Annotated in this window: 28 protein-coding genes; 21 read left to right on the top strand and 7 right to left on the bottom strand. The window is 44.0% G+C overall.

Going from position 1 to position 26278, the window contains the following annotated elements; translation table 11 throughout:
- Positions 1-37: 37 nt before the first annotated feature.
- The 6 genes from rpmJ (at position 38) to rplQ (ending at position 3126) form a co-directional block, all read left to right on the top strand.
- Entirely contained in the window at positions 38-151 is a 114-nt protein-coding gene (gene rpmJ / locus NKI27_RS17435; protein ID WP_250656556.1) for a 50S ribosomal protein L36, read from the top strand.
- A 121-nt stretch (positions 152-272) separates the two neighbouring features.
- A complete protein-coding gene (gene rpsM / locus NKI27_RS17430; RefSeq protein ID WP_250656557.1) occupies positions 273-629 on the top strand; it encodes a 30S ribosomal protein S13 in 357 nt (118 codons plus the stop codon).
- Positions 630-641: 12 nt separating this feature from the next.
- The gene (gene rpsK, locus NKI27_RS17425; protein WP_250656558.1) at positions 642-1031 is read left to right on the top strand and encodes a 30S ribosomal protein S11; all 390 of its coding nucleotides are present in this window, start codon (positions 642-644) and stop codon (positions 1029-1031) included.
- Between the two features lie 15 nt (positions 1032-1046).
- Complete coding sequence (gene rpsD / locus NKI27_RS17420; protein WP_265047298.1) at positions 1047-1667, top strand: 30S ribosomal protein S4; 621 nt, start codon at positions 1047-1049, stop codon at positions 1665-1667.
- Between the two features lie 36 nt (positions 1668-1703).
- Complete coding sequence (locus NKI27_RS17415) at positions 1704-2708, top strand: DNA-directed RNA polymerase subunit alpha (RefSeq protein WP_265047297.1); 1005 nt, start codon at positions 1704-1706, stop codon at positions 2706-2708.
- 31 nt (positions 2709-2739) lie between these two features.
- The gene (rplQ, locus tag NKI27_RS17410; RefSeq protein WP_265047296.1) at positions 2740-3126 is read left to right on the top strand and encodes a 50S ribosomal protein L17; all 387 of its coding nucleotides are present in this window, start codon (positions 2740-2742) and stop codon (positions 3124-3126) included.
- A gap of 123 nt (positions 3127-3249) precedes the next feature.
- On the opposite strand, the gene uvrA is transcribed toward rplQ, so the two are convergent.
- On the bottom strand, positions 3250-6087 hold the full coding sequence (gene uvrA / locus NKI27_RS17405; protein ID WP_265047295.1) for an excinuclease ABC subunit UvrA: 2838 nt from the start codon (positions 6085-6087) through the stop codon (positions 3250-3252).
- A 165-nt stretch (positions 6088-6252) separates the two neighbouring features.
- Here uvrA and NKI27_RS17400 point away from each other — a divergent pair, with 165 nt between their 5' ends.
- The 7 genes from NKI27_RS17400 to NKI27_RS17370 all read left to right on the top strand — a co-directional run bounded on the left by NKI27_RS17400 (position 6253) and on the right by NKI27_RS17370 (position 13797).
- Positions 6253-7617 (top strand): MFS transporter, encoded by a 1365-nt coding sequence (locus NKI27_RS17400; RefSeq protein WP_265047294.1) that lies wholly within the window; start codon positions 6253-6255, stop codon positions 7615-7617.
- A gap of 229 nt (positions 7618-7846) precedes the next feature.
- Complete coding sequence (gene ssb, locus NKI27_RS17395) at positions 7847-8470, top strand: single-stranded DNA-binding protein (RefSeq protein ID WP_265047293.1); 624 nt, start codon at positions 7847-7849, stop codon at positions 8468-8470.
- Between the two features lie 79 nt (positions 8471-8549).
- Positions 8550-9554 (top strand): helix-turn-helix transcriptional regulator, encoded by a 1005-nt coding sequence (locus tag NKI27_RS17390; protein WP_265047292.1) that lies wholly within the window; start codon positions 8550-8552, stop codon positions 9552-9554.
- Between the two features lie 222 nt (positions 9555-9776).
- A complete protein-coding gene (locus NKI27_RS17385) occupies positions 9777-10649 on the top strand; it encodes a hypothetical protein (protein WP_265047291.1) in 873 nt (290 codons plus the stop codon).
- A gap of 9 nt (positions 10650-10658) precedes the next feature.
- Positions 10659-11672 (top strand): pyruvate formate lyase family protein, encoded by a 1014-nt coding sequence (locus NKI27_RS17380; RefSeq protein ID WP_265047290.1) that lies wholly within the window; start codon positions 10659-10661, stop codon positions 11670-11672.
- Positions 11672-12817 (top strand): pyruvate formate lyase family protein, encoded by a 1146-nt coding sequence (locus NKI27_RS17375; protein WP_265047289.1) that lies wholly within the window; start codon positions 11672-11674, stop codon positions 12815-12817. The genes NKI27_RS17380 and NKI27_RS17375 overlap by 1 nt, the downstream gene beginning before the upstream one ends.
- Before the next feature lie 80 nt (positions 12818-12897).
- Positions 12898-13797 carry a glycyl-radical enzyme activating protein gene (locus NKI27_RS17370; RefSeq protein ID WP_265047288.1) on the top strand — a complete coding sequence of 300 codons (900 nt, stop codon included), beginning with the start codon at positions 12898-12900 and terminating at the stop codon, positions 13795-13797.
- A gap of 22 nt (positions 13798-13819) precedes the next feature.
- Here NKI27_RS17370 and NKI27_RS17365 read toward each other — a convergent pair whose 3' ends face one another.
- From NKI27_RS17365 to ectA, 6 genes are read right to left on the bottom strand one after another with little or no spacing between them, the layout of a single operon-like run.
- Positions 13820-14665 carry a TPR end-of-group domain-containing protein gene (locus tag NKI27_RS17365; protein ID WP_265047287.1) on the bottom strand — a complete coding sequence of 282 codons (846 nt, stop codon included), beginning with the start codon at positions 14663-14665 and terminating at the stop codon, positions 13820-13822.
- Positions 14650-16125, bottom strand: coding sequence for an aspartate kinase (locus NKI27_RS17360; protein ID WP_265047286.1), 1476 nt, complete (start codon positions 16123-16125; stop codon positions 14650-14652). Before NKI27_RS17360 ends, NKI27_RS17365 begins: the two co-directional genes overlap by 16 nt.
- Positions 16126-16167: 42 nt before the next feature.
- Positions 16168-16554, bottom strand: coding sequence for an ectoine synthase (locus NKI27_RS17355; protein ID WP_265047285.1), 387 nt, complete (start codon positions 16552-16554; stop codon positions 16168-16170).
- 43 nt (positions 16555-16597) lie between these two features.
- Positions 16598-17053 (bottom strand): hypothetical protein, encoded by a 456-nt coding sequence (locus NKI27_RS17350; RefSeq protein ID WP_265047284.1) that lies wholly within the window; start codon positions 17051-17053, stop codon positions 16598-16600.
- A 45-nt stretch (positions 17054-17098) separates the two neighbouring features.
- Entirely contained in the window at positions 17099-18406 is a 1308-nt protein-coding gene (gene ectB / locus NKI27_RS17345; RefSeq protein ID WP_265047283.1) for a diaminobutyrate--2-oxoglutarate transaminase, read from the bottom strand.
- 43 nt (positions 18407-18449) lie between these two features.
- A complete protein-coding gene (gene ectA, locus NKI27_RS17340; RefSeq protein WP_265047282.1) occupies positions 18450-18947 on the bottom strand; it encodes a diaminobutyrate acetyltransferase in 498 nt (165 codons plus the stop codon).
- Between the two features lie 245 nt (positions 18948-19192).
- Here ectA and NKI27_RS17335 point away from each other — a divergent pair, with 245 nt between their 5' ends.
- From NKI27_RS17335 to NKI27_RS17300, 8 genes are all read left to right on the top strand, one after another.
- Positions 19193-19708 (top strand): MarR family winged helix-turn-helix transcriptional regulator, encoded by a 516-nt coding sequence (locus NKI27_RS17335; RefSeq protein WP_265047281.1) that lies wholly within the window; start codon positions 19193-19195, stop codon positions 19706-19708.
- A gap of 168 nt (positions 19709-19876) precedes the next feature.
- A complete protein-coding gene (locus NKI27_RS17330; RefSeq protein ID WP_265047280.1) occupies positions 19877-20761 on the top strand; it encodes a type IV pilus biogenesis protein PilM in 885 nt (294 codons plus the stop codon).
- A complete protein-coding gene (locus NKI27_RS17325; protein WP_265047279.1) occupies positions 20761-21372 on the top strand; it encodes a PilN domain-containing protein in 612 nt (203 codons plus the stop codon). Before NKI27_RS17330 ends, NKI27_RS17325 begins: the two co-directional genes overlap by 1 nt.
- On the top strand, positions 21369-22022 hold the full coding sequence (locus NKI27_RS17320; protein WP_265047278.1) for a hypothetical protein: 654 nt from the start codon (positions 21369-21371) through the stop codon (positions 22020-22022). Before NKI27_RS17325 ends, NKI27_RS17320 begins: the two co-directional genes overlap by 4 nt.
- Positions 22015-22380, top strand: coding sequence for a hypothetical protein (locus NKI27_RS17315; protein WP_265047277.1), 366 nt, complete (start codon positions 22015-22017; stop codon positions 22378-22380). Before NKI27_RS17320 ends, NKI27_RS17315 begins: the two co-directional genes overlap by 8 nt.
- 12 nt (positions 22381-22392) lie before the next feature.
- The gene (gene mshL, locus NKI27_RS17310; protein ID WP_265047276.1) at positions 22393-24123 is read left to right on the top strand and encodes a pilus (MSHA type) biogenesis protein MshL; all 1731 of its coding nucleotides are present in this window, start codon (positions 22393-22395) and stop codon (positions 24121-24123) included.
- Between the two features lie 58 nt (positions 24124-24181).
- Positions 24182-25000, top strand: a complete 819-nt coding sequence (locus NKI27_RS17305; protein ID WP_265047275.1) for an ExeA family protein — start codon at positions 24182-24184, stop codon at positions 24998-25000.
- Positions 25000-26211 carry a hypothetical protein gene (locus tag NKI27_RS17300; RefSeq protein ID WP_265047274.1) on the top strand — a complete coding sequence of 404 codons (1212 nt, stop codon included), beginning with the start codon at positions 25000-25002 and terminating at the stop codon, positions 26209-26211. Before NKI27_RS17305 ends, NKI27_RS17300 begins: the two co-directional genes overlap by 1 nt.
- Positions 26212-26278 lie beyond the last annotated feature (67 nt).

Below are 26278 nucleotides of genomic sequence, written 5' to 3'. Positions count from 1 at the left end.
AGAACCTCAATAGTGCAGCTCAACTTGGAGTCGTATCATGAAAGTGCGCGCATCGGTAAAGAAAATTTGCCGTAACTGTAAAATAATCCGTCGCAATGGCGCAGTAAGAGTCATTTGCACAGAACCACGTCATAAGCAGCGTCAAGGTTAATCCTTGTCACTAAGAAGTGTAATTAAATAACGCTTGATTTATTTTTGATCAAGCGTTACTATTTTGCGCCTTTTTTATGATGTTCCCTTAATAGCAATGCGTTAAACGCGGAGTAAGATAGATGGCTCGTATAGCCGGTGTCAATATACCCGACAATAAACACGCTGTTATCTCCCTAACCTATATATATGGTGTTGGAAGAACTACAGCAAACAAGCTTTGCGACGCCACTGGCGTTAAAACGACTGCAAAAGTTAAAGATTTAACTGAAGAGCAGTTGGATGCGATACGTAATGAACTCACCAGTATGACTGTTGAGGGTGATTTGCGTCGTGAAGTACAAATGAACATTAAGCGTTTGAAGGATCTTGGTTGCTACCGTGGTCTACGTCACCGTCACAGCTTGCCTGTGCGTGGTCAGCGTAGTAAGACCAATGCTAGAACCCGTAAAGGCCCTCGCAAACCGATTCGTAAATAATAGGATACAGGAATGGCTAAGCCAGGTACACGTACCCGTAAGAAGGTGAAAAAGACTGTTGTTGATGGAATGGCGCACATACACGCGTCTTTCAATAACACGATCGTGACCATTACAGACCGTCAAGGCAATGCATTGTCTTGGGCCACCGCAGGTGGTTCTGGTTTCCGTGGTTCACGAAAGAGTACACCTTTTGCTGCGCAGGTAGCAGCTGAAAGAGCCGGTAAAGCGGCTGCTGAATACGGCCTAAAAAACCTAGATGTTATGGTTAAAGGTCCTGGGCCAGGACGCGAGTCCGCTGTTCGGGCACTAAATTCTTGTGGATATAAGATCACTAGTATTATTGATGTGACTCCTATTCCTCATAATGGGTGCCGCCCGCCTAAAAAGCGTCGCGTATAATTAAGGAGACAGTAAATGGCACGTTATATTGGTCCAAAATGTAAACTGTCTCGTCGTGAAGGGACAGATTTATTTTTGAAAAGTGGCGCTCGCGCGTTAGATTCAAAATGTAATATCGAAACCCCTCCAGGGCAACACGGCGCACGTAGAACACGTTTGTCGGAATACGGTTTACAGTTAAGAGAGAAGCAAAAAGTACGTCGTACTTATGGTGTTCTTGAAAAACAGTTTCGTGGTTACTATAAAGAAGCAGCTCGTCGTAAAGGTGTTGCAGGTGAAAACCTTCTTCAGATCCTTGAGCAGCGTCTTGATAACGTAGTTTACCGTATGGGGTTTGGTGCAACGCGTGCTGAATCTCGTCAGTTAGTATCTCACAAGAGTATTCTTGTAAACGATAAGGTTGTGAACATTGCGTCTTATCAGATAGCTGCAGGTGACGTTGTTAGTGTGCGTGAGAAAGCTAAAAATCAGTTGCGTATTAAAAACGCGATTGAATTAGCAGCAAATCGCGCACCGGTTGAGTGGGTAGAAGTTGATTCGAGCAAATTGGTAGGCACATTTAAAGCCGCACCAGAACGTTCGGAACTTTCCGCTGAAATCAACGAAAACTTGATCGTGGAACTTTACTCCAAGTAAGGTTTAAGCAGAACAATAGAGCGAATAGGGCCGTTTATGCAGCGTTCAGTAAATGAATTCTTGAATCCTCGTAACATTGAAGTACAGGAAATTAACCCAACTCATGCAAAGGTGATTTTAGAGCCTTTAGAGCGCGGGTTTGGACATACACTAGGTAGTGCTCTGCGTCGGATTTTATTGTCTTCAATGCCAGGAAGTGCGGTAGTTGAGGCAGAAATTGATGGCGTACTTCATGAATACAGTGCTATTGAAGGTGTTCAGGAAGACGTTATTGAAATCCTTCTAAACCTCAAGGGGTTGGCTATCACTATGCATAGCCGTGAAGAAGCAACATTGACGTTGACCAAAAAGGGCGAAGGCCCAGTGTTGGCAAGTGATATTCAGTTAGATCATGATGTTGAAATTGCAAACCCTGACCATGTGATTTGTCACTTGGGCGCGGCGGGTGAAATCAATATGAAACTGAAGGTTATGTTAGGTCGAGGCTATGAGCCTGCGGATCAACGCATGACTGGTGAAGATGAAACAAGAGCAATAGGTAAATTGCAATTGGATTCTTCTTTTAGTCCTGTTTTACGAGTTGCATACTCTGTCGAGAGTGCTCGTGTTGAACAGCGTACTGATTTGGATAAATTAGTTATCGATTTGGAAACAAACGGTACTATTGATCCTGAAGAGTCAATTCGTCGTGCAGCAACCATATTGCAACAGCAATTGTCGGTGTTCGTTAATTTTGATAACGAGAAGGAGCCTGAGCAAGTTGAGGAAGAGGAAGAGGTTGATCCTATACTTCTTCGTCCAGTTGACGATCTTGAGCTAACTGTTCGTTCTGCTAACTGCTTGAAGGCCGAGAATATATACTACATTGGTGACCTGATTCAGCGTACTGAGGTAGAACTTCTTAAAACACCTAATTTGGGTAAGAAGTCGCTTACAGAGATTAAAGATGTTTTGGCATCTCGTGGTCTCTCTCTGGGTATGCGTCTAGAGAACTGGCCTCCGGCTAGTTTGAAGGGTGATGACAGGGTACTGGGTGGCTAACCTCAGGGTAATCAGGTAAGGAATTAGAGAAATGCGTCATCGTAAAAGTGGTCGTAAGTTTAATCGCAATAGTTCACACCGTAAGGCCATGTTCCGTAACATGACCTCATCGCTTGTTGAGCATGAGCTGATCAAAACAACTTTGCCAAAGGCAAAAGAGTTGCGAACAGTAGCAGAGCCTTTAATAACATTAGCTAAGAAAGATACAGTAGCTAATCGTCGTTTGGCTTTCGCAAGATTGCGTTGCAACGAAGCTGTAGCTAAGTTGTTTAATGAGTTAGGTCCTCGCTATGAGAGCCGTCCTGGTGGATACATACGTATTCTAAAGTGTGGTTTACGTGCTGGTGATAGCGCTCCTATGGCTTATGTTGAGCTTGTGGATCGTCCAGTAGAAGTAGAGAGCGACGACGAAGAGTAATTACTTTTCTAGACTCGTAAAAAAGCCGACTTAATTGTCGGCTTTTTGCTTTTTTGTGATCAGATATATGTTTGACCCCGATTGTAAGGCCTACACAAACAGTTAGTGTAGGCCTTATATGGGTTATTTCACTTTCTTGCGGTCCAGAAGCTCTCCAAGAAACTTCCCGGTGTGAGACCCTTCAACTGCAGCGACATCTTCTGGCGTGCCTTCGGCAACAATATTGCCACCTCCTGTGCCGCCTTCCGGCCCCAAATCGATTATCCAGTCCGCAGTCTTCACAACGTCTAGGTTGTGCTCTATAACTACAATCGTGTTTCCATGCTCCCTTAACTTATGTAAAACATTTAGAAGCTGCTGAATGTCGTAAAAATGTAGCCCTGTGGTGGGTTCATCCAGTATGTAAAGTGTCTTGCCTGTGTCACGTTTGGAAAGTTCTTTGGCTAGCTTAACGCGTTGTGCTTCACCGCCTGAAAGCGTGACGGCACTTTGGCCTAACCGAATATATGAAAGACCAACATCGATTAATGTCTGAAGCTTTTTAGCCAAAAATGGAACAGAGTCAAAAAACTCTCGTGCATCTTCAACTGTTAGGTCTAGCACCTCATGAATGCTTTTGCCCTTGTACTTGATATCAAGCGTTTCACGGTTATAGCGTTTACCTTTACAGCTATCACAGGGTACATATACGTCGGGTAAGAAATGCATCTCTACCTTTATGACACCATCACCTTGGCAGGCTTCACAGCGACCGCCTTTTACATTGAAGCTAAATCGGCCTGGTTTGTAACCTCTAGACCGAGCCTCGTGGGTACCTGAATAAAGTTCTCGTATAGGAGTGAAAATACCCGTATAGGTTGCTGGGTTTGATCTAGGTGTTCTCCCAATTGGGCTTTGATCAATATCTATTACTTTATCGAGTTGATCTAAGCCTTCTATTTTGTCATGAGGCTGAATGGTGAGTGTTGTTGCGTTATTCAGTGCCGTCGCGGCAATGGGATAAAGAGTACCGTTTATGAGTGTTGATTTTCCTGACCCAGAGACACCCGTAATACAGGTTAATAACCCAAGTGGAATGGTTAAGCTTACATTATTGAGGTTATTACCCGATGCGCCCGTTAAGCGCATAGTCTTGGTTTTATCATAAGGGAGTCGTTTCGAAGGGACTTCAATACACTTTTTGCCTGATAAATATTGACCTGTAATTGAATTTTCATTTGCCATAACTTCAGCAGGTGTACCTGCAGCAATGACTTGGCCGCCGTGTACACCTGCGCCTGGGCCGATATCGACAACATAATCAGCCAAACGTATGGCGTCTTCATCATGCTCAACAACGATAACTGTATTGCCTAAGTCACGAAGGTGAGTCAGGGTGTTAAGTAATCTGTCATTATCTCGTTGATGAAGACCAATCGAAGGTTCATCTAAGATATACATGACGCCGACGAGTCCCGCGCCTATCTGGCTGGCGAGTCTGATTCGTTGTGCTTCTCCGCCTGACAACGTATCTGCACTACGGTCAAGCGTTAAATAGTCTAGTCCTACATTGACTAAGAACTGAAGCCTTTGTTGTATTTCTGTAAGGATTTTCTCAGCAATTTCACCACGTCGACCTTCAAGTTTTAATGTAGAAAAATACTCGAAGGCTCGTCCGACGGGCATTGCCGTAATATCGGGTAGCTTTTTATCATTTATGAAAACGTGTCTGGCGGCTTCTTTTAAGCGAGAGCCGTGACAGTCTGGGCATGATTTATGTGTCAGTAGTTTAGAAAGATCATCCCGAACCATTTGGGATTCAGTCTCACGATAGCGCCGCTCCATGTTAGGCATTACACCCTCAAACGGATGTTCACGCTGTACTATATCGCCGCGAGTATTGACGTAATTGAATGAAATCTTTTCAGTGCCACTGCCATGAAGTATGGTTTTTCTAAATGCTTCAGGCAGTTGTTCAAATGGTTGCTCCAACTCCACATCAAAATGATCAGCAAGGCTTGTAAGCATTTGATAGTAATAAACCGTTCGTCTATCCCAGCCCTTTATCGCACCTTCTGCTAGCGTTAGTTCAGGGTGTTTGATGAGCTTATTCGCATCAAAGAATTGCTTAACGCCAAGTCCGTCACAAGTGGGGCATGCCCCAGCGGGGTTGTTAAACGAGAAAATTCTAGGTTCGAGTTCACTGATTGCGTAGCCGCAATGTGGGCAAGCAAAGCGAGCCGAAAATATCAGTTCTTCTCCGTTACCTTCCATAGGTGCAACTAAAGCAATGCCGTCAGTGAGACCAATGCAGGTCTCAAATGACTCTGCTAGCCGTTGCTGTATCCCTTCACGCACTTTAAATCGGTCAATAACGACCTCAATAGTGTGTTTTTTGTTTTTTTCTAAATCGGGCGTATCGTCAAGGTCGGTAACAATGCCGTCAATTCGAGCACGAATAAACCCTTGGCTGCGCAACTCTTGAAACACGTGCAGATGTTCGCCTTTTCGGTTTTTGATGACCGGTGCCAGCATCATCAGCTTGGAATCTTCTGGCTGCGCCATAACCAAGTCAACCATTTGGCTTATGGTTTGGGCTTCAAGTGGCTCGTTGTGCTCCGGACATTTGGGTTCACCCGCGCGAGCAAAAAGAAGTCTTAGATAATCATATATCTCAGTGATGGTACCCACAGTGGAGCGTGGATTGTGCGACGTTGATTTCTGTTCAATAGAAATAGCGGGAGAAAGCCCCTCTATATGATCAACATCGGGTTTTTCCATCATTGATAAAAATTGTCTCGCGTACGTCGATAGAGACTCAACGTAACGTCTTTGGCCTTCGGCATATAGCGTATCAAACGCAAGTGATGACTTACCCGAGCCGGAAAGACCTGTTATGACAATCAATTTATCTCTTGGGATTTCGATATCAATGTTCTTGAGATTATGGGTGCGAGCCCCGCGAACTAGAATTTTATCCATAACAGCCAATTAGTTTGAAAATAGTATTTCATTATACTGTTTTATAGCATGAGGTCTCAAAGTTAAGTTGTATAATATTTTGTCTGCACGACGTAGATCATTTTGTTAAAATGCCTGCCCTTGTAGAATCTATCTCTCATTTCTTTGCTCGGAGTAGCGATCTTAATGAACGTCAGTGAAAAGCGTTCCGTATATTCTCTCGCGCTTTTATATGCGATGCGTATGTTGGGCCTATTTATGGTTCTGCCTGTGTTTGTATTGCTAGGTGATGAACTTAATGGTGCAAATGGTTTTTTGATAGGTCTTGCCATTGGCGCATATGGACTTACGCAGGCGTTATTACAGGTACCGTTTGGTATGCTGTCTGATCGATTCGGACGGAAGAAAATGATTATCATCGGTCTTATTATCTTTTGCCTAGGCAGTGTGGTGGCCGCAACCTCAGAGAGTATATATGGCGTAATTGCTGGACGCTTATTGCAAGGTGCTGGTGCTATCGCGAGTGTACTAATGGCACTGCTAAGTGATCTCACTACCGAAGAAAGTCGTACTAAGGCGATGGCTATTGTCGGGATGTCTATCGGGCTTTCATTTTCTGTTGCGTTAGTTGCTGGGCCTGTGGTTTCTGGTTTTTTTGGTTTAAGCGGAATCTTCTGGCTTACGGCTGCGTTCGCCATTGCTGGCATTCTCATTATACTGTTTGTGGTACCTACGCCAGTCGCAACGCATGCGCATCGAGATACCCGAGCGGTTAGAGGACAATTTTTTGAATTATTAAAAAATCCAGATTTGCTGCGGTTAGATATTGGCATTTTTGTGTTGCACCTTATATTAACAGCGCTATTTATAGCGGTACCCCTTTCATTAGTTAACGATATTCAGCTCGACCGTCAGGCGCATTGGTGGGTCTATTTATCGGTTATGGTGACGGCATTCTTTGCGATGGTGCCTTTTATTATCATTGGCGAGAAGAAGCGAAAGATAAAAAGCGTTTTTGTGGGGGCGGTATTACAACTCTCCGTAGGGTCTATTTTATTGGTTTTTGTGAATGATTCACTTGCCGCTATGTGGGGCGCGTTATTTGTATTCTTTATGGCGTTTAACCTCCTAGAGGCAAGTTTACCGTCACTCGTAAGTAAACAAGCGCCTGCAGGTGCACGTGGGACCGCAATGGGAATCTACTCCACCAGTCAATTTTTTGGTGCCTTTTTAGGTGGAGCTGTTGGTGGCTGGGTACTTTCTAATTGGGGGGGGGAGGTTATTTACTACACCTCTGCTGTTCTAGGTGGAGTGTGGTTTTTGATTGCGCTCACGATGCGAACACCGAGTTACTCAACGAGTCGAACGCTTAAACTAAATGTTGTGCTAACTGAGGCGGAAGCAGCAGTGGTTTCTGATGAGTTGTTTGATATTCAGGGTGTTGAGGACGTTGTTGTCGTAATAGAGGAACGAGCGGCTTATCTAAAAATAGATAAAGCTCATGTAGATGAACAGGCTTTGAACTCATTTCGCTACGCATTGAAAGCGTAACCTATTGTTTATATTGGACGTACTGTGTTCCGGAAAAGTTCCCCAAAATTAGTGTTTAAATAGTCCCTGATTGAGCTCTTATTAACTGGCGCGAGATCATAATTAAACCTCGCTTCTTTAATGCCTAACGAAGACTTTTCTGTTAGCATTTGTTTCACTGATCAGGGCTTTCCTCTGTGATAAAAAATTGAAGGCTGAGCCATCGCGTTCTGGTATTTAGGAGATATAAATGGTTAATAAGGTAATTTTGGTTGGTAATCTGGGCAAAGATCCTGAGGTGCGCTATACACCTGACGGTAAAGCTATTGCCAATATCACGTTAGCAACTTCTGAGTCATGGAAAGATAAAAATACCGGACAGCGTCAAGAAAAAACAGAGTGGCACCGTGTTGTGTTTTTTGGCGGCGTTGCATCAGTTGTGGGTGAATACCTGCGTAAAGGCTCTAAAATTTACGTTGAAGGTAAGTTGCAGACTAGAAAGTGGCAAGACCAAAGTGGGCAAGAAAAATACACCACCGAGGTGGTCGTTGATGCCTTTAGCGGTACGATGCAGATGCTAGATTCACGAAGCGGCGGTGCTGACTCATCTCAGGGTGGCTATTCAGCACCTATGCAGCAACCACAGCAGCAAGGCGGTTACGCACAGCAACCTCAAGGCCAACAGTCTCAAGCGCCACAACAACGCGCACCGCAGCGTCAGCCTGCACCTCAACAGGCAGCACCTCAACAGGCTGCTCCTCAGCAGCAAGCTTACCAATCACAGCAAGGTGGATATGCACCACAACAGCCAGCCCAGAGTGCGCCACCAGCCCCAGCGCCAATGGACGACTTTGATGATGATATTCCGTTCTAAATGACACGTTTTTAAAAAGTGTTGATTTAAGTTTGATAAAGCCCCGTTTTGCGGGGCTTTTGTTTGCGCAGGTAGAGCAATGTATCTGATCAGAAGTGGGGCCATCGAAGGTTATGAAAAGCGGGTGTATCAGCTTGGCTACAACCCTCACAAAATATTGCAAGAGCTAGGCATGAGCAGCGCTCAGTTGCGCGAACCCGAAGCGCTTATCTCTTACGTTAAAGTCGCTGAGTTACTCGATTTAACAGCTCAAGTTTGTGATGACCCTATATTCTCTCTAAAACTAGCAGAAAAACAGACTGCCATGGCAATCGGCGAGTTGGTGCTTTCTACCAGTCAGCAACCCACGTTAAGGGAGTCGATACAGTTTTCTAATCAACACATGCGATTACATGCAAGAGGTGTACATCTTGCCCTTGAGGTTAAAGGCGACATCGCAGAAATTCATCTAAACTTCGATTTTACTAACGCCAGTGGTTTACAGCAGTTAATTCTCTTAAGCGTGGCGCAAATTTACAACGCGCTCAGTGCGCTTTTGGGTGAGGTCAATCCGCTGTTGAAGATGGATATGCAAACTCATCTTCAAGAGAAAGATATAGCTACGTTGAAGGGCTATAGCGCGCATTTGAATGTAGGCAGTACATTTAACGGAATTCATTATCCAAGTGTGTGGCTTGATCGAGAGAACAAACATAACGATCAGATGCTGCAAGAACATTTCAATAAAAGAATACAGCTATTAGAAAGTATTTATCCAGAAGATCTACAAGCACAGGTGCGCTATATCTGTAGTAATTTGTTATCGAGTGGTGAGTGTACGATTGATAGAGTCAGTGCCGCGCTTAACTTGCATCCGAGGGTGTTACAAAAAAGGCTGCATAGTGAAAATACAAGCTTCAGTCAGTTGCTTCAGGTCACACGCACAATGACAGCGCAACAACAGTTACTTTATGGCAGTTTAAGCATACTGGATATCGCATTAAATCTTGGTTATTCAGAGGCTTCTGTATTTTGTAGAAACTTTAAAAAATGGACCGGACTCTCACCTCGCCAATGGCGGCTTAAAAATAAAAAAGCAGAATAAATTACTTTTGCCTTTCTGGGTTAGCCTTGCACTCTTTTTAGCTCGCGGCTTCTCCTTGTCTTTTTTCGAATCTTGATAAAATAAGCGTATTTTAGGTTAAAAATTAGTCTTTCTTGCTCATATTGTTCGTAATACATCAATTTTAAGTCATAAAAAGTCAATTAACTTTATGCTAGTTTAACTAAAGTGAAACCCTAAATCTAAAAATAAGGGGTCTGGGTTATGCTTGCAAGAACAGGTCAACTCAAAACTGCTGCTGACGCTATTAGCCTAAAAATAAATGACGGCTTAAAAGTAAATGGCACGAATGCATTAGTAAAAACATTATTGTTTCTGATGGCCAAAAACTTTAATTGGCGGCCAGGCATGAATGGTTACCTTAAAAGTGATCAAGGTTGGATTAACTTTACAGCGGGCATCTGCACAGAAAATAAAAGTGTGGATACAGCGATTCAATTTAAAGATGGCAAAGCCACTGTTTTAAATAAAATGCCTGCTGATTGCGATACCGCCTTAATGTTTAAATCAGATAAAGCGGTTACAAAGCTACTCGGCGCGACCCCCACTGAACAAATTTTCATGATTATGAAAAGCGAGTTAAAAACGCAGGGGAATATAAACTACTTACACCTCTTTTTCTTTTTTATGTCGCTGCTGCTGATTAACAAGCAAAAGAAAATGATGGCGAAAGAAAAGCTAGATGCAAAAGGTGTTGCAGAAAAAATAGCTGAAGGAGGCAAGGGAAAAGTTAGTGATGAAGTCGTTGCTAAAATGGCCGAGCGGTTAAAAGGGGAGCAGATTGACCTGGGTGTAAAGCATCTGACAGACCCGTACTTATCTGATTATAGTTTGAATGACTTCCCCAGAGTTCAAGCATTTCTGGATATCCATTTTGAAGTTAAACCCGAAATCTGCCCGGAGCGCCCTAAATTAGTCACAGACTGGTGCAAGAAGAACGGCTTTGAAACTGATACAGAAGGGCATAAGTGGATTCCTGAGCTTCGACAGGGCCATATTTTTAAATACTTATTACAAAACAAAAAGCCCATCATTCGAAAAAACGACCTGATTGCGGGTACGACTACGACCAAATAAATTGGCGTAGTGGTATACCCCGATAGCCACGGCATGATGATCTGGAGCGAGTTGCTTACCGTCCCTCATCGTCCGCTTAACTCATACGATGTATCAGAAGAAACCGTCCATATATTGCATCATGAAGTGTTTCCTTATTGGTCAAAACGTACGTTCAGAGAGTGGGTGAGGGATTATTATAATGCGCCCATGAGCCAGTTGATTGACGAGCGCTTTGCGGTCTACTTCTTGTGGAAGACCGTTGCCATTTCTCACACCATCCCCGACTTCCCCAAAATACTTAAACAGGGAACAAGCGGAATTATTTCAGAAGTTAAACAGCAACTTGAGCAGTCAGATCTAGACCAAAACCAGCGAGCAACGCTTGCGGGAATGGTGTTGTGTTTGGAAGGCTTAAGCGCCTATTCAAAGAACTTGTCTCAGCAAGCCGCATTAGATGCACAGGCTGAAGCTAACCCCAAACGCCGCTCTGAATTAGAGCGATTAGCCCAAATTTGCGACCACATTGCAGATCAACCTGCCCGCACATTAGATGAAGCCGTCAATGCGATATGGATATCTTGGGTTGGGCTGCATATGGAAAACACCAATGCAGGCCTTTCACTGGGCAGGCTAGACCAGTGGTTACAGCCCTACTTTGACGCGGATATGTCAAAACTCAAAACGGAAGAAGAGCGTAAAGCCTATATAGAGTATGCCATTGAATTGATCAGCTGCCTCTATATGCGAGCAACAGACCATTTACCTCTTACGCCCGACCTTGCTAACTGGTATTTTGGCGGAAGCTCGTCTGATCAGGCGATTACCCTTGGTGGTATAACGCCTGAAGGTGAAGATGCCGTTAATGATATGACCTATATCTTCCTTAAGGTAACGGAAATACTCACCATTCGGGACCCTAACGTTAACGCGCGATTCAAAGAAGGTGTGAATACAGATACTTATCTAAAACGGTTATGTGAAGTTAACTTGATTACTGCTGGCACCCCATCGATACACAGCGATGATGCGGTGATGCGGTGATGGCATCGCTCGAACAATACGATTATGAGCTGAGTGATATCAGAGACTGGGCTGCCACAGGCTGCGTTGAGCCGACACTCTGCGGCAAGCATATGGGCCACACCAATTTTCAAATGATGAATATGGTCGGCGCGCTGGAAATGACGTTGAATAATGGCTATCACCCGACGATGCAATGGCACCTTGGCCCCAAGACGGGGCAGGTGGGCGTTGATGATTTTCCATCTTTTGATTCATTCTTTGATGCATTTACCCAGCAATTTGGTTTTCTTATTAGCCAGTCGATCGAATACAACGATATGTTAGGTAAAGCCCATCAGGCGATTCGTCCGACGCCTTTATTATCTAGCCTTATTGACGGCACGATTCAGTCAGCGAAAGACGTCACTCATGGTGGGGCAAAATATAATAGTTCGGGCGCGGCCTGCATTGGGTTGGCAGATGTCACTGACTCTATGATGGCTATTAAAACCCTCGTCTATGATAAGAAATTGGCCACTCTGAAACGTTTTAAAGCCGCCATCGATACTGATTTTAACGATGACCTCGAACTATTATCAATGATTCATAATAAGGTGCCCTTGTTTGGTTCGGGTAACGAAGACTCGGTGGCCATGGCTAATCGGATTACTCAATTTACGCATGACCATTATGGTAAGCACACTAATTATCGAGGTGGAAAGTACACTGCAGGTTTTTGGTCTATGTCGAATCATGTCATTTTTGGCACACTGAGTGGCGCATTACCTTCGGGTAAGCGTGCCGGTAAGTCGTTGACGCCGGGGCTAACACCCAAAGCGGAGGCGTCCGATAACATGTTGGATAACCTTCGCGATGTTGCGCGGCTAGACCCAAAGAATATGAGTAACAATATTGCCTTCAACGTCAAGGTGGTCCCCAGTGCTGAAGATAGCCGAGATCGAACCGTTGATATTATGAAGTCTTACACCCGTAGTTATTTCAAACTCGGGGGGATGCAAATGCAGCTCAATGTGGTGAGTGCAGACACGCTTAAAGACGCCATGATTCACCCAGAAAACTATCGCAACCTGCTGGTGCGTATTTCGGGGTATAACGCTTACTTCGTTACGCTTAATCGGGATATGCAGATGGAGCTTATTGAGCGTTCATCGTTTGGCCTTTAGCTGGCGCCATCCTGAAACATCATAATTTTATTGTCATCCTCGTGAAGGCGTAAATGACAAACACTGGCTGGAGTCTATAAATGGAAGAGGCAGTACTCTGTGAAATAAAAGGCAATTCTCTGGATGATGGCCCGGGAATAAGAACCGTGGTGTTCTTCAAGGGTTGCCCTTTGGCTTGTGTGTGGTGTCACAACCCGGAATCCCAAAGCCGGCGCGCTCAACTCTCATTTGATAAAACTAAATGTGTCGATATCGGTGAGTGTGTTAAAGCATGTCCTGAAGATGCCTTAGATAAACATAATCCCTTATTCGTTGATTATGATAAATGCACCTCATGCTTCAAATGCACCGAGGTTTGCGCTTCAGAGGCTTTATCGATAATCGGGGATAACTATACGGTTGATCAGGTGCTTGCTACGGTAGATCGGTATCAAGTGTTTTACGAAACATCGGGTGGAGGGGTGACGCTTTCTGGTGGCGAATTTACGCTGTATCCGACGTTTTGTGAGCAGTTGTTGAGGAAACTAAAGGAAAGAAAAATTCATTGCTTGGTAGAAACATCGGGTTATTTTTCGATGGCGCACTTTGAACAGAAAATTTTACCCTATATTGACCAAATTTATATGGATATAAAGCTGTTTGATGAGCAAGCGCATATCAAGCACTGTGGTAAATCAAATAAGCAAATACTCGAGAATTTTGGTCAGTTGCATCAGCGCTACCTTGAGGGAGGGGGGCCTATTTTGCCTCGAATTCCACTCATCCCGGGTATTACCGCGACAGATAAAAACTTAGCAGCGATCGCTACGTTTCTAAAGCAGCAGAACGTTACCGAGTTGACTGTTCTCCCTTACAATCCGATGTGGAGTAGCAAGGCGAATAAAATCGGTAGCGAGATTATTTATAGCAACGAGAAGTGGATGACGGCAGCAGAAGTAGAGCACTGCCGTTCTTTCTTTAAAGATTTTAGATTGGTTTAAACTCAGGCGTTTGTAACTAAACCTAAGTCATTAGCGATTGAAATGACTCGAGTTCTTGAAGAGGGATGAGTGCATTATCATTCTGAATCTCTTCACGGTAACTATCTTTACGCTTCAGCGCTTCGGATAAATACTTTATAGCCTCATCAAACTGTTTCATGGCGGTATAAGCGCACCCTAGCTGATAAAATGCATGGCAGTTCTCAGGGTCTATTTTTAATGCTTGATGGCATAAGTTTGCAGCCCACTGAGGTTCGTTTAGCTCAAGCACGGTATCCGCTTTGTAGGTGAGTGCTTCGCAATCATCTTGCCTTAGCTTGAGAATTTCATCATAGGTTTCAATTTTACTAGAGAGGTTAAGGTCTTGTCCTGCTCTAAGCCAGAGTGACTGTAGGTCTTGAGTGAGTTCGATCTCTTCTCTATTTTCTTCAATATGTCTGGTTTTTTGATTCAGTTGTAGTTCGATGGCGCGTAGTCTGCTCTCATACTCTGATACTAGTTTTGAGATCTCTTCATCTGCCAAAGAGTGTACGCGCTCTTTGACTTCTCTTAATGAGTTCCAACCTACAAGTACCATAATTGAACTGGCGCCGGCGATGAGATAGAAAAAATAGGTCACCGTATCGGTGGCATAAGACACAGCACGATCGACAGAGCTGTGTTCTCTGTCGACAATCTGCTGGATCATTTCGTGTTTTTGATCAGCAAGGTCGACGCGAAGGCGTTTAAGCTCTTCGAGTACATAGAGCTCAACAAAGGGGGTATACATAGGCTTTTCTAGCTTATCTATATCCTCTGCTGTGGGTGGCTCTGCGGCGTTGACGATGCTAACCCAAAGCAACAATATGGCCGCTATGATGCGAGGCATATTGCTCGTCCGTGGTCATGAACTTCAACCAAACAACGGTGTAGGCTTTTTACAGCCATTTCATAATCATCTTCGTCAATTATAAACTGCATATCTACCTGCCGCATTGATTGGTGGATAGCCAAAATACTAATATTTTGCTCAGCCAATGCGTTTACCGTTTTGGAGAGTATGCCTGGAACCTGCATATCACTCCCGATGGCTGACACAATCGCAACGATGCGTTTGCTTATCTCAGCATCTGGGTAGCGTTTTTTGAGTTGCGCGGTAATGCGCTTAAGTGTGCCGATGTCAGCATCCACGTAATGCGTGATTGTGTTTGCATTAATATCCTTTGCAACCGTCATGACATCGAATTGTTTAAATATTTCGATGATTGCATGGTCGTACTCAGTAATGTTGCCAGTCATATCTTGGTCAAAGAGTTCAACTGCGCAAATGTCCTTTTGGCCAGCAATGATTTCTACACAAGGGGAGTCGCTGACATAGTCTTGTGTGATCAATGTTCCGTAGTGTTCTGGCTCAAAGGTGTTTCTGACGCGTAGCGGAATATTATTTTGGCGCAAGCCTTTCGCTGCCTTAGGGTGAATGGCTTCCATACCTAAGTTAGCGAGTTGATCTGCAACATCGTAATTGGTTCTACCAATGGGCACCGCATTATCTTCACCCACCAAGCGTGGGTCGGCACTGCTCAGGTGGAACTCTTTGTGAATGATGGCTTCATTCGCTTCAGTGAGTACCGCAATACGGCTGAAGGTCATCTCGCTATAGCCGCGGTCAAAATGCGTCATTAATCCTACTTCGCTGTGAGCGTAGCCGGTTACGATAGGCATAGTAGATTGCAGGTCTATATTAGAAAACGCCTGTTTAATACGCTCATCTAAAGAAATTTGTTCAGGGCTGCGCCAGCCGGTAAGGTCGACAAAGCAAGCATTAATACCGTCTTGGCTTAATAGGTGTGCAGTGTTTCTGGCGCTATGCGCTTCACCTATACAGGCTAGCATTTCTCTAACAGAATCTAGGTGAGATTCAAGTGAGAAGTGGCCGTGATTACACAGTCTTTGTAAGTCGCTCAAGCAAGATTCTGCGTCGCTGATACGCTCCGCAATAAACTGGTTGGCCGCGTCTATCTGGTCTTCGGTTTTAAACAGGGACGCGTTGATATCAAACATCTGTTGTCTGACCTTATCAAGCATGGTGCGCCAGTCTTTGCCGTTGGTGCTGTTCGAAAACAATGAGAACACGCCAGGGTGTCCTGTTTTCTTATGTTCCAGTAGTAAGTCTGTAATACCGCTGTACGCTGAAACAACCAATATTCGGTTGTGGATATTGTTTTTTAAGGCGGGGTTGCGGACAATATTGTCTCGTACAGCCTCGTAATTGTTCATCGACGTGCCGCCAATCTTTTCCACAGTATGTAAGTGCATTTTTTCCTCTTTTAAGATGGTTGGTTGCTCCATAAAATATACCTATGGAGAGTCTCTTTCGGCCGCGTAGTGTATTTACACTAGTTCGTAGGCGCCTTCTTTGTTATGCACTTCTTTACCGGTTAATGGCGGGTTAAAGACGCAGGCCATTTTCATTTCAGTATGAGCGCGGAGGATGTGTTGATCATGCTTGTCGAGAATATAGAGTGTACCTTCTTTAATTGGGTGAACTTTGTTGTCTTCTAGGTTTACTATTTCACCCGTTCCTGACATGCAATAGACTGACTCAAGGTGATTCTGATAATGCATTCTAAAATCAGCACCCTTGTATATTGTGGTGATATGAAATGAAAAGCCCATCTTGTCTTCTTTTAATAGAAGGCGTGTGCTTTCCCAGTTGCCATCAGGTGATACGACGCGTCTATCTGAATTGTTTGCTTCGTTTAGTTCTCTAACGATCATGTTGCTCGGATCTCCAAGTTGTTAAGTTGGTATAGCGATGCGTCTATACTTTACTTTTAATTGAGGTTAGCTGCTCTTTTAGCACTTCTTCGTCTTGCATAGAATCAAACTCATTTTGTTCATTCGTATGGTTTGTATGAAGTGCGTCATCAAGTGTGGAGCGAAAAAGGCGCAGGCTATCTTCTATCTGATTGTGCAGAGAGCTATCCAGGGTGTCCAAAAGGCGTACAGCATCGGTTGCCTCTTGTAATAAACCCGGTAAAGCCTCTAAAACAGTTATACCTAGAGGCTTGTCTTTCAGTTCATGCTGCAGGCGCGCTCGCTCTTCTAGCCATGCGCCCAGCTGATTAACTTCCTCTGTTGACAGCAAGGCTGAGACATGGGGCGCGATAGTGTTAAGTTGCTCATCGAAACTGACAACAACTTCAGACACTTCGCGGCCATCTACTTGACGAGTTCTGACACATTGAACAGCGTGATTTGTTCGTATGAAATTCATAAACGTTCCTTAATCAACACATTATCAATGTACGCTAAATGCGTTTTAGCCTGTCATTTTTGCATCATCAAAGTAGTCACTCTCTTCAGGAATTGAGTGCTCTTTTGCACACACTTCGCGAATAGCCTGCTCGATAATATCGATACCCTTGGTTAGGTTTTCTTGGGTAATAACCAGTGGGCACAGTAGCTTAACGATTTGATCGTCAGCACCACTTGTCTCGATAATGAGGTTATTCTTAAATGCCGCTTTCGTTATTTTTGATGCAATATCACCGTTGATGCAGTTGATACCTTGGAACATTCCGCGACCACGGGTGGTAAAGTTGCCTTCACCGTATTTTTGAACAATGTTATTGAGTCGCTGAGTGATGTACTCGCCTTTCTGCTTAATCTCGTTAGAGAACTTGTCATCAGACCAGTAGTGGTCAATCGCAGCTTTAGCGGTTACAAATGCAAAGTTGTTACCCCTAAAGGTACCGTTGTGCTCACCAGGTTTCCACTGATCGAGCTCTGGGCGGAATAAAACAACAGCAAAGGGAAGGCCGTAGCCGCCAAGTGACTTAGATAGTGTCACCATGTCAGGCTTAATACCGGCTTCTTCAAAGCTGAAGAACGTACCTGTACGACCGCAACCGGCTTGAATGTCATCAATAATGAACAGTATATCGTGCTCACGACAGATTTTTTCTAAATTGCGTAACCATTCGAAGCTCGCTGCATTGATACCGCCTTCGCCTTGCACGGTTTCAACAATAATCGCTGCAGGAAGGTCAATACCGCTACTCGAGTCAGATAATACTTTTTCTAGGTAAGCCGTCGTATCAATTTCATCACCCATATAGCCGTCAAATGGCATTCTACTAACGCCGTTCAAGCTCACGCCTGCTGCGCCGCGGTGATGCGAGTTACCGGTTGCTGCAAGAGCGCCAAGGCTTACGCCGTGGAAACCGTTAGTGAAGGCGATGACGTTTTCACGTCCGGTAATGTTACGTGCAAGTTTTAGTGCTGCTTCTACTGCGTTGGTTCCAGTAGGGCCGGTGAACTGCATGACATAATCAAGTCCTCTCGGCTTTAATATTTTCTCGTTGAATGACTCGAGAAAAGCACCTTTAGCTTTTGTATGAAGGTCAAGACCGTGTGTGATTCCGTCCTCTTCGATGTATTCCAATAGTAACGGCTTAAAAAGAGGGTTGTTGTGGCCGTAGTTGAGTGTTCCCGCTCCGGCTAAAAAATCAAGATATTCAGTACCGTCTTCGCCGTAGAGGTGTTCCATTTTTGCTCTGTTGAAAACAACAGGGAATGAACGAGCGTAACTCTGTACTTCAGATTCGATTTCTTTAAAAATTTGCATTTTTTCTCCTTAGAGTGATTTGATCGGGGTGGATAGGCAAGGGTTAAACATCGGCCTTTTTAAGAGGACCTATCCTGGCCAGCATTTCGGTGTCATGAGCACCCGCAAAATGATCGGTACGATCGAACATGACTGAGCGAATAAGTGGCGCGTTGTAGTGCTTTGCAATGCGTTCGAATAATGCCCAAGAGGCGTTATTGTCATTGGTGATGGTTGTTTCAATGTGAGAAACATTAGCGCAAACATCGCGTTCAACGATGTTGCGTATCATCTTTTGAGCAAGTCCAGTGCCTCGTGCAGCGCTATCGACAGCAACTTGCCAAATGAATAGTGTGTTATTTGCTTGAGGCAATATGTAGCCTGAAACAAATCCGACTGTTTTACCGTCAGCTTTCGCGATCACAGATGTATTGCCAAAGTGGCTACACTGTAAAAGGTTGCAGTATCGCGAATTGGTATCTAAAGGAGGGCACCTTTCTATAAGTGCTGAAACAGCACTGCCATCAGTGTCTTCTGGTGGGTGCAGTATAATATTTTGCATTAATATAAAACCTTTCGTTTATAACGAAATATAAATTAGTAGTCTAAGTAATGTGTGTACGTTAATCGTAATTAAATAGCCGTAAAAGAAAAAATATCAGGCTTTTTGTTGATTAAAATGCTTAGATGTCTAAACATAGTACACTAAACAAAAAAATATTTCTATTAATGGGGCTGAATTGGAAGGACTTCTATTGACAGGGTCGCTATACTTTAGCTATTTAGCACTTTAAAAAGGGGGTGGTTTTGGATCATGTAGATCAGGTTCTAGTGGCCTTACGGCGAGTAATTAGGGCGACCGACCTACACTCGAAGCATTTGGCAAAAACAACAGGGTTAACGGCGCCGCAAATTTTGTTACTTTTGGCAATTAGAGATAAGGGTGAGGTGACGATCGGAGAGCTTGCGAATGATATCAGTCTTAGTCAGGCGACCGTCACCACTATTCTTGACAGGCTTGAGAAACGCAAGTTGGTTTATAGAGAACGGTCAAAGACCGATAAGCGAAAGGTGCACGCTTACCTGACTGAAGCGGCTTATGAAACGTTAAAGACAGCGCCTGCGCCTTTGCAAGATCAATTTGCGCGGCAGTTTAATGATCTTCAAGACTGGGAAAAAACAATGATTATCTCAAGCTTGCAGCGAGTCGCTCAAATGATGGATGCACAGCATATTGATGCTTCCCCTGTGTTAGATGTTGGCTTGTTAGATCGCTCTGCAGCAACGCCAGATTCACGCGGAGTGTATACCGATAAGGCATAACCGTTGTGAGTGTGTTTTTATCGACATTATTTTACAATTGCTCATTGATAATGAATTGGCAAACAGGCAGTTACTGGACTATTCTAATTGTAATTATAAAGAGTAGGTCCTATTTGGGGAGATTTCGTTCTGATTTCGCTGTTTAAGAGAAAGGCTAAGCTAGGGTTGGTGGGCGTAGAAGTGCGCTCTGACGGGATATCCATCGCAAAATCTATAAAAGGTGATGGAAATGCCCCTCTACAAATAGTGTTTCAGGATTTTATTTCTTGTAAAGCTGCACAGCGTAAAGATGCGCTCTCAGGGTTAATTGATGAGCATGCGCTTAAAGGGCTTCCTTGTAACCTCGTGCTGTCTTCCGACCAATACCAAATATTCCAGACCGATAAGCCGCCCGTAGCGGACAACGAGCTTACTGAGGCTATTCGCTGGAAAGTAAAAGATCTTATAGATTACCCTCTCGCAGATGCAATAACGGATGTATTTGATTTTCCTGAAGATGCAACGCGGGGACGAGGTAGTTTGGTAAATGTAGTCAGTGCTCGAAAGGTATTACTACACGAAAACATCAGGCTCATTAATGATGTGGGGCTAGATCTTCAAAGTATTGACATTACTGAATTATCACTTCGAAATGTATCGATGCGCTATGATTCGACAGGTAATGGGTTGGCCTTACTCTTTATGCGACCAGGGTTTGGAATGATACTCGTTACGAAAGGGGATACAGTTTACTTTTCACGACGCTTTGACTTCTCACTGGATGCGCTTAAAAACTCGGAGACTCAGGAGTCTACTATTCAGCACCTAGCCTTAGAGGTTCAGCGCTCATTAGATTACTATGAAAGCCAAATGGGTCAGGTTCCTCCTAAAGAATTGCTCCTTGTCGGCCCTGATGCTTCATTCCCGTTAGCGAACATGCTGAGTCAAAACGTGTCTATTCGGGTTGGTAACTTAGATGTGGCGCCTATTTTTGTAGACGAAAACGGGGCTAGCGATACAGTCATTGATAGCTTTGCTGCTATAGGTGCTGCGCTGAGGGAGAGTGAGTCCTGATGCAGCAAATAAATTTATATACTCAAGAGCTAAAGCCGAAACAGGTTGTTTTACCCTTATCTCAAATGGTTGCAGGGCTTTCGGTTCTGCTCGCTATCCTAATTATTATATTTTTCTTTTATCGTGCCGAATTGTCTGAACTTGAGGCTCAAGTGCCTGCTAAAAAAAGTAGCTTTGAACAGCTTCAACGGCAGGTGTTGACGAAAGAAGAAACGTTAAAGGGGATGCAGAAAGATGAGTCGTTAATTACCCTTAACCATAAACTTAACCAACAAGTGATGGCTAGAAAGGAACTTTTGTCAAAACTAGGTTCAGTGGTAACTGCTAACCCATATCCATTTTCTGATTTGCTAACAGGGCTTGCTCGACAGCGTGTTGATCAGCTATGGCTGACGCGAATCCGCTTCGATAATGGCGGTAGGACGGTCGGCTTGCAAGGTAAAACGCTACAGGCTGATGCGGTTCCTCATTATATTCAGATGTTGAGAGGAGAGCCTTTATTATTAGGCCGATCTTTCGACTTGTTTCAGCTAATGACCGACGATGATCAAACTAAAATGTTGCACTTCACTCTCTCATCCTCATTTTTTAGTGAAGGAGAGGCGCCATGAAAGAACAATGGAAAATGCTATCTTCTAAAGCTGAAGCGTTAACGGTTCGTGAGCGAGTGATTCTGTTGGCGACCCTTGCTGTCGGGATTTTATTCTTATGGGGGCAGTTCTTCTTTTTCCCGTTACAAGAGCGGTATAAAAATGCCTCAAATGCGATGCGATCAATGGATCAACAACAAACTGAACTATCGCATCAGGTTACACTTCTCGACTTGCAGTTAGCTGAAGACCCTAACAGAGAGTTGCTAGCTCAGCGCAAAGGTCTAGAGCAACAATTAGAAAAAACTAAAATCGAAATTGAAGAGCAATTGAGCGGCTTAGTGGCACCCGAAAAGATGGCCGATTTACTAAGGTCGTTATTAATTGATGAAAAAGATTTAAAACTTATTAGTCTTAGAAACTTACCGGTAAAGCCTTTTAATTTAGTGGATGAGTCAGAAGAGAAAGAAGGCACTGCACTGTTTTCTCATAGCATGGAATTAGTGGTTGATGGGCGATACTTTGATGTACTTGAATACATTAAACGTCTTGAACAGTTAAAAGGGTTTAATTGGCAAATGATGAATTATGAAGTGGTAAATTACCCTAAAGCCAAAGTGACTGTCAGAATTAGAACGCTTAGCCTTGAAGAGGACTGGATTGGTGTTTAAACGAATAGGTCGACGTTTGCAGGTGGTCTTGTATGTTGCTGTTTTTGCAAGCCCCGCGGGCGTTGCGAGCACCATGACGCTGTCAAACGGTGATGTGTTAAAAGACCCAACGCAGCCGGCTAAATGGGCTACACCCAAAAGAGAAAATAAAGTTGAGAAAGCCTATAAGCTAAATTATCTGCTCTTTGCGAATGATAGAAAGCAGGCAATTATTAACGGCGTGTCAGTGGTTGAAGGTGACCGTGTAAACGGTGCTAAGGTCATTAAAATATCAGAGGATTCTGTTCTTTTGTCAACAGAATACGGATCAAAAGTGTTGCGCTGGAAACAGCCTGCGTCTATTAAGCGCACACGGTAAGGTGGAGTAGTTATGTCTTTTAAGGTTATAACAGTTGGCCCTATTGCCAAGACAGATTTAACCAAGCGTTCGGTGAGCTTGGGATTGATTGTGTTGTTCGGGCTACTAACGGGTTGCTCCAGTAATGGATTGTTGCAATCAAATCGTAGTGTGTCGACAGATAGTGTTGATGAGCTAACTCAGGGTCTTGATGAGGATATCGCTCAATATGACAAAAAAATTCCGGCACAGCTACCCAGTAATGTGGCAAACGCATTACTTCCATCAATGGCGGCCTCGGCTATCAAAACTCAGCAAGATAAGCGGTTTGATATAGCCGTAAAGGGTGTCGATGCAAAAGAGTTTTTTAGAAGTTTGGTAAAGGGAACTAAGTATAATGTAATGGTTCACCCAGACGTTGAGGGTAAAATTAGTCTGGAGTTAAGTAATGTCACCGTCCCGCAGGTGATGACTTTCACAAAAGAATTGTACGGCTTCGACTTTCAAGAGAGCGGAGACTTTTATCGCATCATGCCAGGCGGCTTAAAGACGCAAGTATTTCAGATTAACTATCTTAATGTAAAGCGCATGGGGGGGTCAGAAACTCGGGTCAGCTCAGGTAGTATTTCAGAAGGCAGTAATAATGGTGACAGCAGTAACGGTAATAGCTCAGCGAGTGCTAGTACATCGTCAGATAAAGTTATTGGTACCCGTATTAGTACGACTACTGAAAGTGACTTTTGGGCGCAGCTTAGCGATACACTGTTATTAATTACCGGCGACGGCCAAGGTCAACGGGTTGTAGCGACCCCTAATGCGGGTGTCATTGTCGTCAGGGCTATGCCTGAAGAGCTAAAATCAGTAGAAAACTATTTGCGCCAAACTGAACTTATCATGCAAAGGCAGGTGGTGCTAGAAGCAAAAATTCTTGAGGTTGAGCTAAACGAAGGTTATCAGCAAGGCATTGACTGGACGGCAGTTGAAACCAGTGGTTCGGTAGGTGCAGATGGACTACCAAAGAAGCTAGTGGGCGGAAACATGATATCTGAATTGATTTCTAGTGAAGAGCTCGGTGGTGTTTTTACCGCAACCCTTAAGGTGGGTGATTTTAGTGGGTTTATGCAGCTATTAGGCACGCAAGGCAGTGTTCAGGTCCTTTCTAGTCCAAGAATCTCGACGGTTAATAACCAGAAAGCGGTGATAAAGGTTGGTACCGATGAGTTTTTCGTGACGGATATCGATATAGATGAAGATAACGGTAACAGTGGTAGTAGCAGTGATAGCACGTCCACAGATGTGACATTAACCCCTTTCTTTTCAGGTATTGCATTAGATGTAACACCTCAAATAAGTGAAGAGGGAAGTATTATTCTTCATGTGCACCCAACCATCAGCGAAGTAAAAGATCAACAGAAGGTTGTTTCTTTAGGTGATAGAGATGTAGTGCTGCCATTGGCTCTAAGTACCATCCGTGAAACTGATAGTGTTATTAAAGCGAGAAATGGTCAGATTGTGGTTATTGGTGGGCTGATTCAAAATATCAGTCGAGAAACGAATTCATCTGTCCCTATATTGGGCGATATTCCATTACTCGGTGAGCTGTTTAAACAAAAGCGTTATCAACAGAAAAAAAGCGAATTAGTGATTCTTCTAAGGCCAATTATTTCAAGTGACCGTGTTTATGAAGAGCAAATTCGTGATAGTCGAAAACGTTTTGGCGAGTTTAGAGATATTCTTGCATCCCCTATACCTCCCTCTTTTTAAGTGACTGTAGGGAAAGAGATATTCTATTATGTATGAGTGCTATTTCGGGCTGCGGGAGTTGCCATTTTCACTGACTCCCAATACTCATTTCTATCTTAATTCAGAAACACACCAGCAAGCATTAGAGTTATTACTGGTCGCACTCAAAAACCGAGAAGGGTTCATTAAAATATCGGGCGAAGTAGGTACAGGTAAAACATTAATTTGTAGAAAGCTTTTGAATGCGTTAGGTGATGAGTATGTAACCGCTTACATACCTAATCCAGGCTTATCTCCAGAAGGCCTTTATCTTGCCGTTGCTGAAGAGTTGGACGTGGCTGTCGACCTGGCCTTAGGCGGCCATCATGTGCTGAAGCAGATCAATATAAAATTGATTGAGTTAGCCACTGAGCAAAAGCGTGTGGTGTTAGTGATTGATGAAGCACAGGTCATGCCCGAAGATACGATTGAGGCATTACGATTGTTAAGCAATCTTGAGACGGAGTCTGCCAAACTTTTACAAGTCGTTTTGTTTGGTCAGCCTGAATTGAATGAGCTTCTTGCACGCCCAAGTTTAAGGCAACTACAGCAGAGAATTACCTTTCAACACAATATTACTGCATTGAATAAACAGGCGTTGCAACAATATGTTGGGCACCGTATGTCGCTAGCAGGTTATAACGGCCCTGCACTGTTTGACCGTAAAGCAGTGACGTTGTTGTACCGGTCGAGTAAAGGTATTCCTAGGTTAATTAACATCTTGTGTCATAAAGCATTAATGTCTGCATTTGGTCAGGGGGACCGAGTGGTGACGCGTCGGCATATCAAAAAAGCAATTCAAGATACTGAGAGTGTGTCTATGCCTCGGTTTTCTTGGTTGCCGTTAGGAGGCTCGTAATGAGTTTGATGAACGATATGCTTCGGGATCTTGAAAAACGCCAAGCACCCGATCGAACGCAGCAGGTGGAAGCGCAAGGGTATGGCGCGTTAACATATAAAACCGAGCAACACGCGAGTCGTACAATTATTTTGTTGCTAGGCATCATTATTACCCTATTGCTAGCCCTAGCAATAGGGTGGTGGTATCTAGAAACCAGTCCCCAGAAAGGTCATGAGGCACAACCTAGCAATCAGGTTGAGTTTGTCAGTGATAAAGTGGGGGCAGTGCAGAATAGTGATGCCTTGTTAGGTAAGCGTGAAACGTTGACGAAGAATATTGTGCGGTCCCAAGAACACTCAGTGCTAAAGCAAGAACCCGTGAGTGAGCCTGGTTCATTGGCGATGAATGCGGCAGAGCCTATTTCCGATACAGCCATTGCTCTCGCAGCCCTACCGATATCGGAAAAAACTCAGCCAGTTGAGGTTCAACCGGCTAAGACTCAACGTAATAAAGTTCAAGTGCTTGCTACTAAGGTGGATGCCGCTCCTGTAGATATTGTGGAAAAAAAACAGGCTAAGGCGTTGGCCAATAAAGTACTGCCCAAAAAGCCTGCCAACGAGAATGTAGGGACCTCGGCGCTGAGTAAAGTATTGGTGGTGAGCGCTGAGCAGCGGGATGAAAATGCAACAAAGGCAGCAGAGGAACTGATAAATGCAGGTAGCACTCAGGCCGCTAAAGCCCAACTAAATACATTTATCGATGCTAATGATGTTGATACAAAGAGTCGCGCCCTGCTTGCAACATTATTAATGCAAGATGGCGACATGGCCGGTGCTAACGCATTATTAACCGAAAGAAAGCTCGTTCTTAGCAGTCACTTAAGGCGATTAAAGGCGCATTGGTTGGCGCAAAGTGGGCAACCTGACGAAGCTATCGCATTGTTAAATTCTGCCCGGCCCAGTATTTCAGCGGATCCAGAGTATCAGGTGCTCCTTGCAGCGCTTTATCAACAGCAAGGTTTTAGTTCAGACGCTGTCGCTGTTTATGCTGAATTGCTTAGTTATGACCCTAAAGTTGCTGATTGGTGGGCAGGTATGGCAATCGCGCTAGATAGCAGCCAGCAATATCCATCCGCGAAAAAAGCGTATCAAAAAGCGTTGCAGATGGAAGGATTAAGATTTGAGTTAGCTGACTTCGCTAAGCAGAGACTTGCAACAATTGGTGGGTGATAACCGTTTATTGTTGAATGATTAGATTTTATTTATGGTGCTGACAAGCAGGCTCCATTATTAATAC

Source organism: Alkalimarinus alittae, from assembly GCF_026016465.1.
GTDB lineage: Bacteria > Pseudomonadota > Gammaproteobacteria > Pseudomonadales > Oleiphilaceae > Alkalimarinus > Alkalimarinus alittae.
The sequence above is the reverse complement of the archived record's forward strand: the minus strand, read 5'-3'. Positions and strand labels throughout refer to the sequence as shown.

Excerpts from the sequence above, each read along its gene's own strand:
- rpmJ (WP_250656556.1), top strand. The coding sequence starts at position 38 with ATGAAAGTGCGCGCATCGGTAAAGAAAATTTGCCGTAACTGTAAAATA.
- rpsM (WP_250656557.1), top strand. The coding sequence starts at position 273 with ATGGCTCGTATAGCCGGTGTCAATATACCCGACAATAAACACGCTGTT.
- rpsK (WP_250656558.1), top strand. The coding sequence starts at position 642 with ATGGCTAAGCCAGGTACACGTACCCGTAAGAAGGTGAAAAAGACTGTT.
- rpsD (WP_265047298.1), top strand. The coding sequence starts at position 1,047 with ATGGCACGTTATATTGGTCCAAAATGTAAACTGTCTCGTCGTGAAGGG.
- NKI27_RS17415 (WP_265047297.1), top strand. The coding sequence starts at position 1,704 with ATGCAGCGTTCAGTAAATGAATTCTTGAATCCTCGTAACATTGAAGTA.
- rplQ (WP_265047296.1), top strand. The coding sequence starts at position 2,740 with ATGCGTCATCGTAAAAGTGGTCGTAAGTTTAATCGCAATAGTTCACAC.
- uvrA (WP_265047295.1), bottom strand. The coding sequence starts at position 6,087 with ATGGATAAAATTCTAGTTCGCGGGGCTCGCACCCATAATCTCAAGAAC.
- NKI27_RS17400 (WP_265047294.1), top strand. The coding sequence starts at position 6,253 with ATGAACGTCAGTGAAAAGCGTTCCGTATATTCTCTCGCGCTTTTATAT.
- ssb (WP_265047293.1), top strand. The coding sequence starts at position 7,847 with ATGGTTAATAAGGTAATTTTGGTTGGTAATCTGGGCAAAGATCCTGAG.
- NKI27_RS17390 (WP_265047292.1), top strand. The coding sequence starts at position 8,550 with ATGTATCTGATCAGAAGTGGGGCCATCGAAGGTTATGAAAAGCGGGTG.
- NKI27_RS17385 (WP_265047291.1), top strand. The coding sequence starts at position 9,777 with ATGCTTGCAAGAACAGGTCAACTCAAAACTGCTGCTGACGCTATTAGC.
- NKI27_RS17375 (WP_265047289.1), top strand. The coding sequence starts at position 11,672 with ATGGCATCGCTCGAACAATACGATTATGAGCTGAGTGATATCAGAGAC.
- NKI27_RS17370 (WP_265047288.1), top strand. The coding sequence starts at position 12,898 with ATGGAAGAGGCAGTACTCTGTGAAATAAAAGGCAATTCTCTGGATGAT.
- NKI27_RS17365 (WP_265047287.1), bottom strand. The coding sequence starts at position 14,665 with ATGCCTCGCATCATAGCGGCCATATTGTTGCTTTGGGTTAGCATCGTC.
- NKI27_RS17360 (WP_265047286.1), bottom strand. The coding sequence starts at position 16,125 with ATGGAGCAACCAACCATCTTAAAAGAGGAAAAAATGCACTTACATACT.
- NKI27_RS17355 (WP_265047285.1), bottom strand. The coding sequence starts at position 16,554 with ATGATCGTTAGAGAACTAAACGAAGCAAACAATTCAGATAGACGCGTC.
- NKI27_RS17350 (WP_265047284.1), bottom strand. The coding sequence starts at position 17,053 with ATGAATTTCATACGAACAAATCACGCTGTTCAATGTGTCAGAACTCGT.
- ectB (WP_265047283.1), bottom strand. The coding sequence starts at position 18,406 with ATGCAAATTTTTAAAGAAATCGAATCTGAAGTACAGAGTTACGCTCGT.
- ectA (WP_265047282.1), bottom strand. The coding sequence starts at position 18,947 with ATGCAAAATATTATACTGCACCCACCAGAAGACACTGATGGCAGTGCT.
- NKI27_RS17325 (WP_265047279.1), top strand. The coding sequence starts at position 20,761 with ATGCAGCAAATAAATTTATATACTCAAGAGCTAAAGCCGAAACAGGTT.
- NKI27_RS17320 (WP_265047278.1), top strand. The coding sequence starts at position 21,369 with ATGAAAGAACAATGGAAAATGCTATCTTCTAAAGCTGAAGCGTTAACG.
- mshL (WP_265047276.1), top strand. The coding sequence starts at position 22,393 with ATGTCTTTTAAGGTTATAACAGTTGGCCCTATTGCCAAGACAGATTTA.
- NKI27_RS17300 (WP_265047274.1), top strand. The coding sequence starts at position 25,000 with ATGAGTTTGATGAACGATATGCTTCGGGATCTTGAAAAACGCCAAGCA.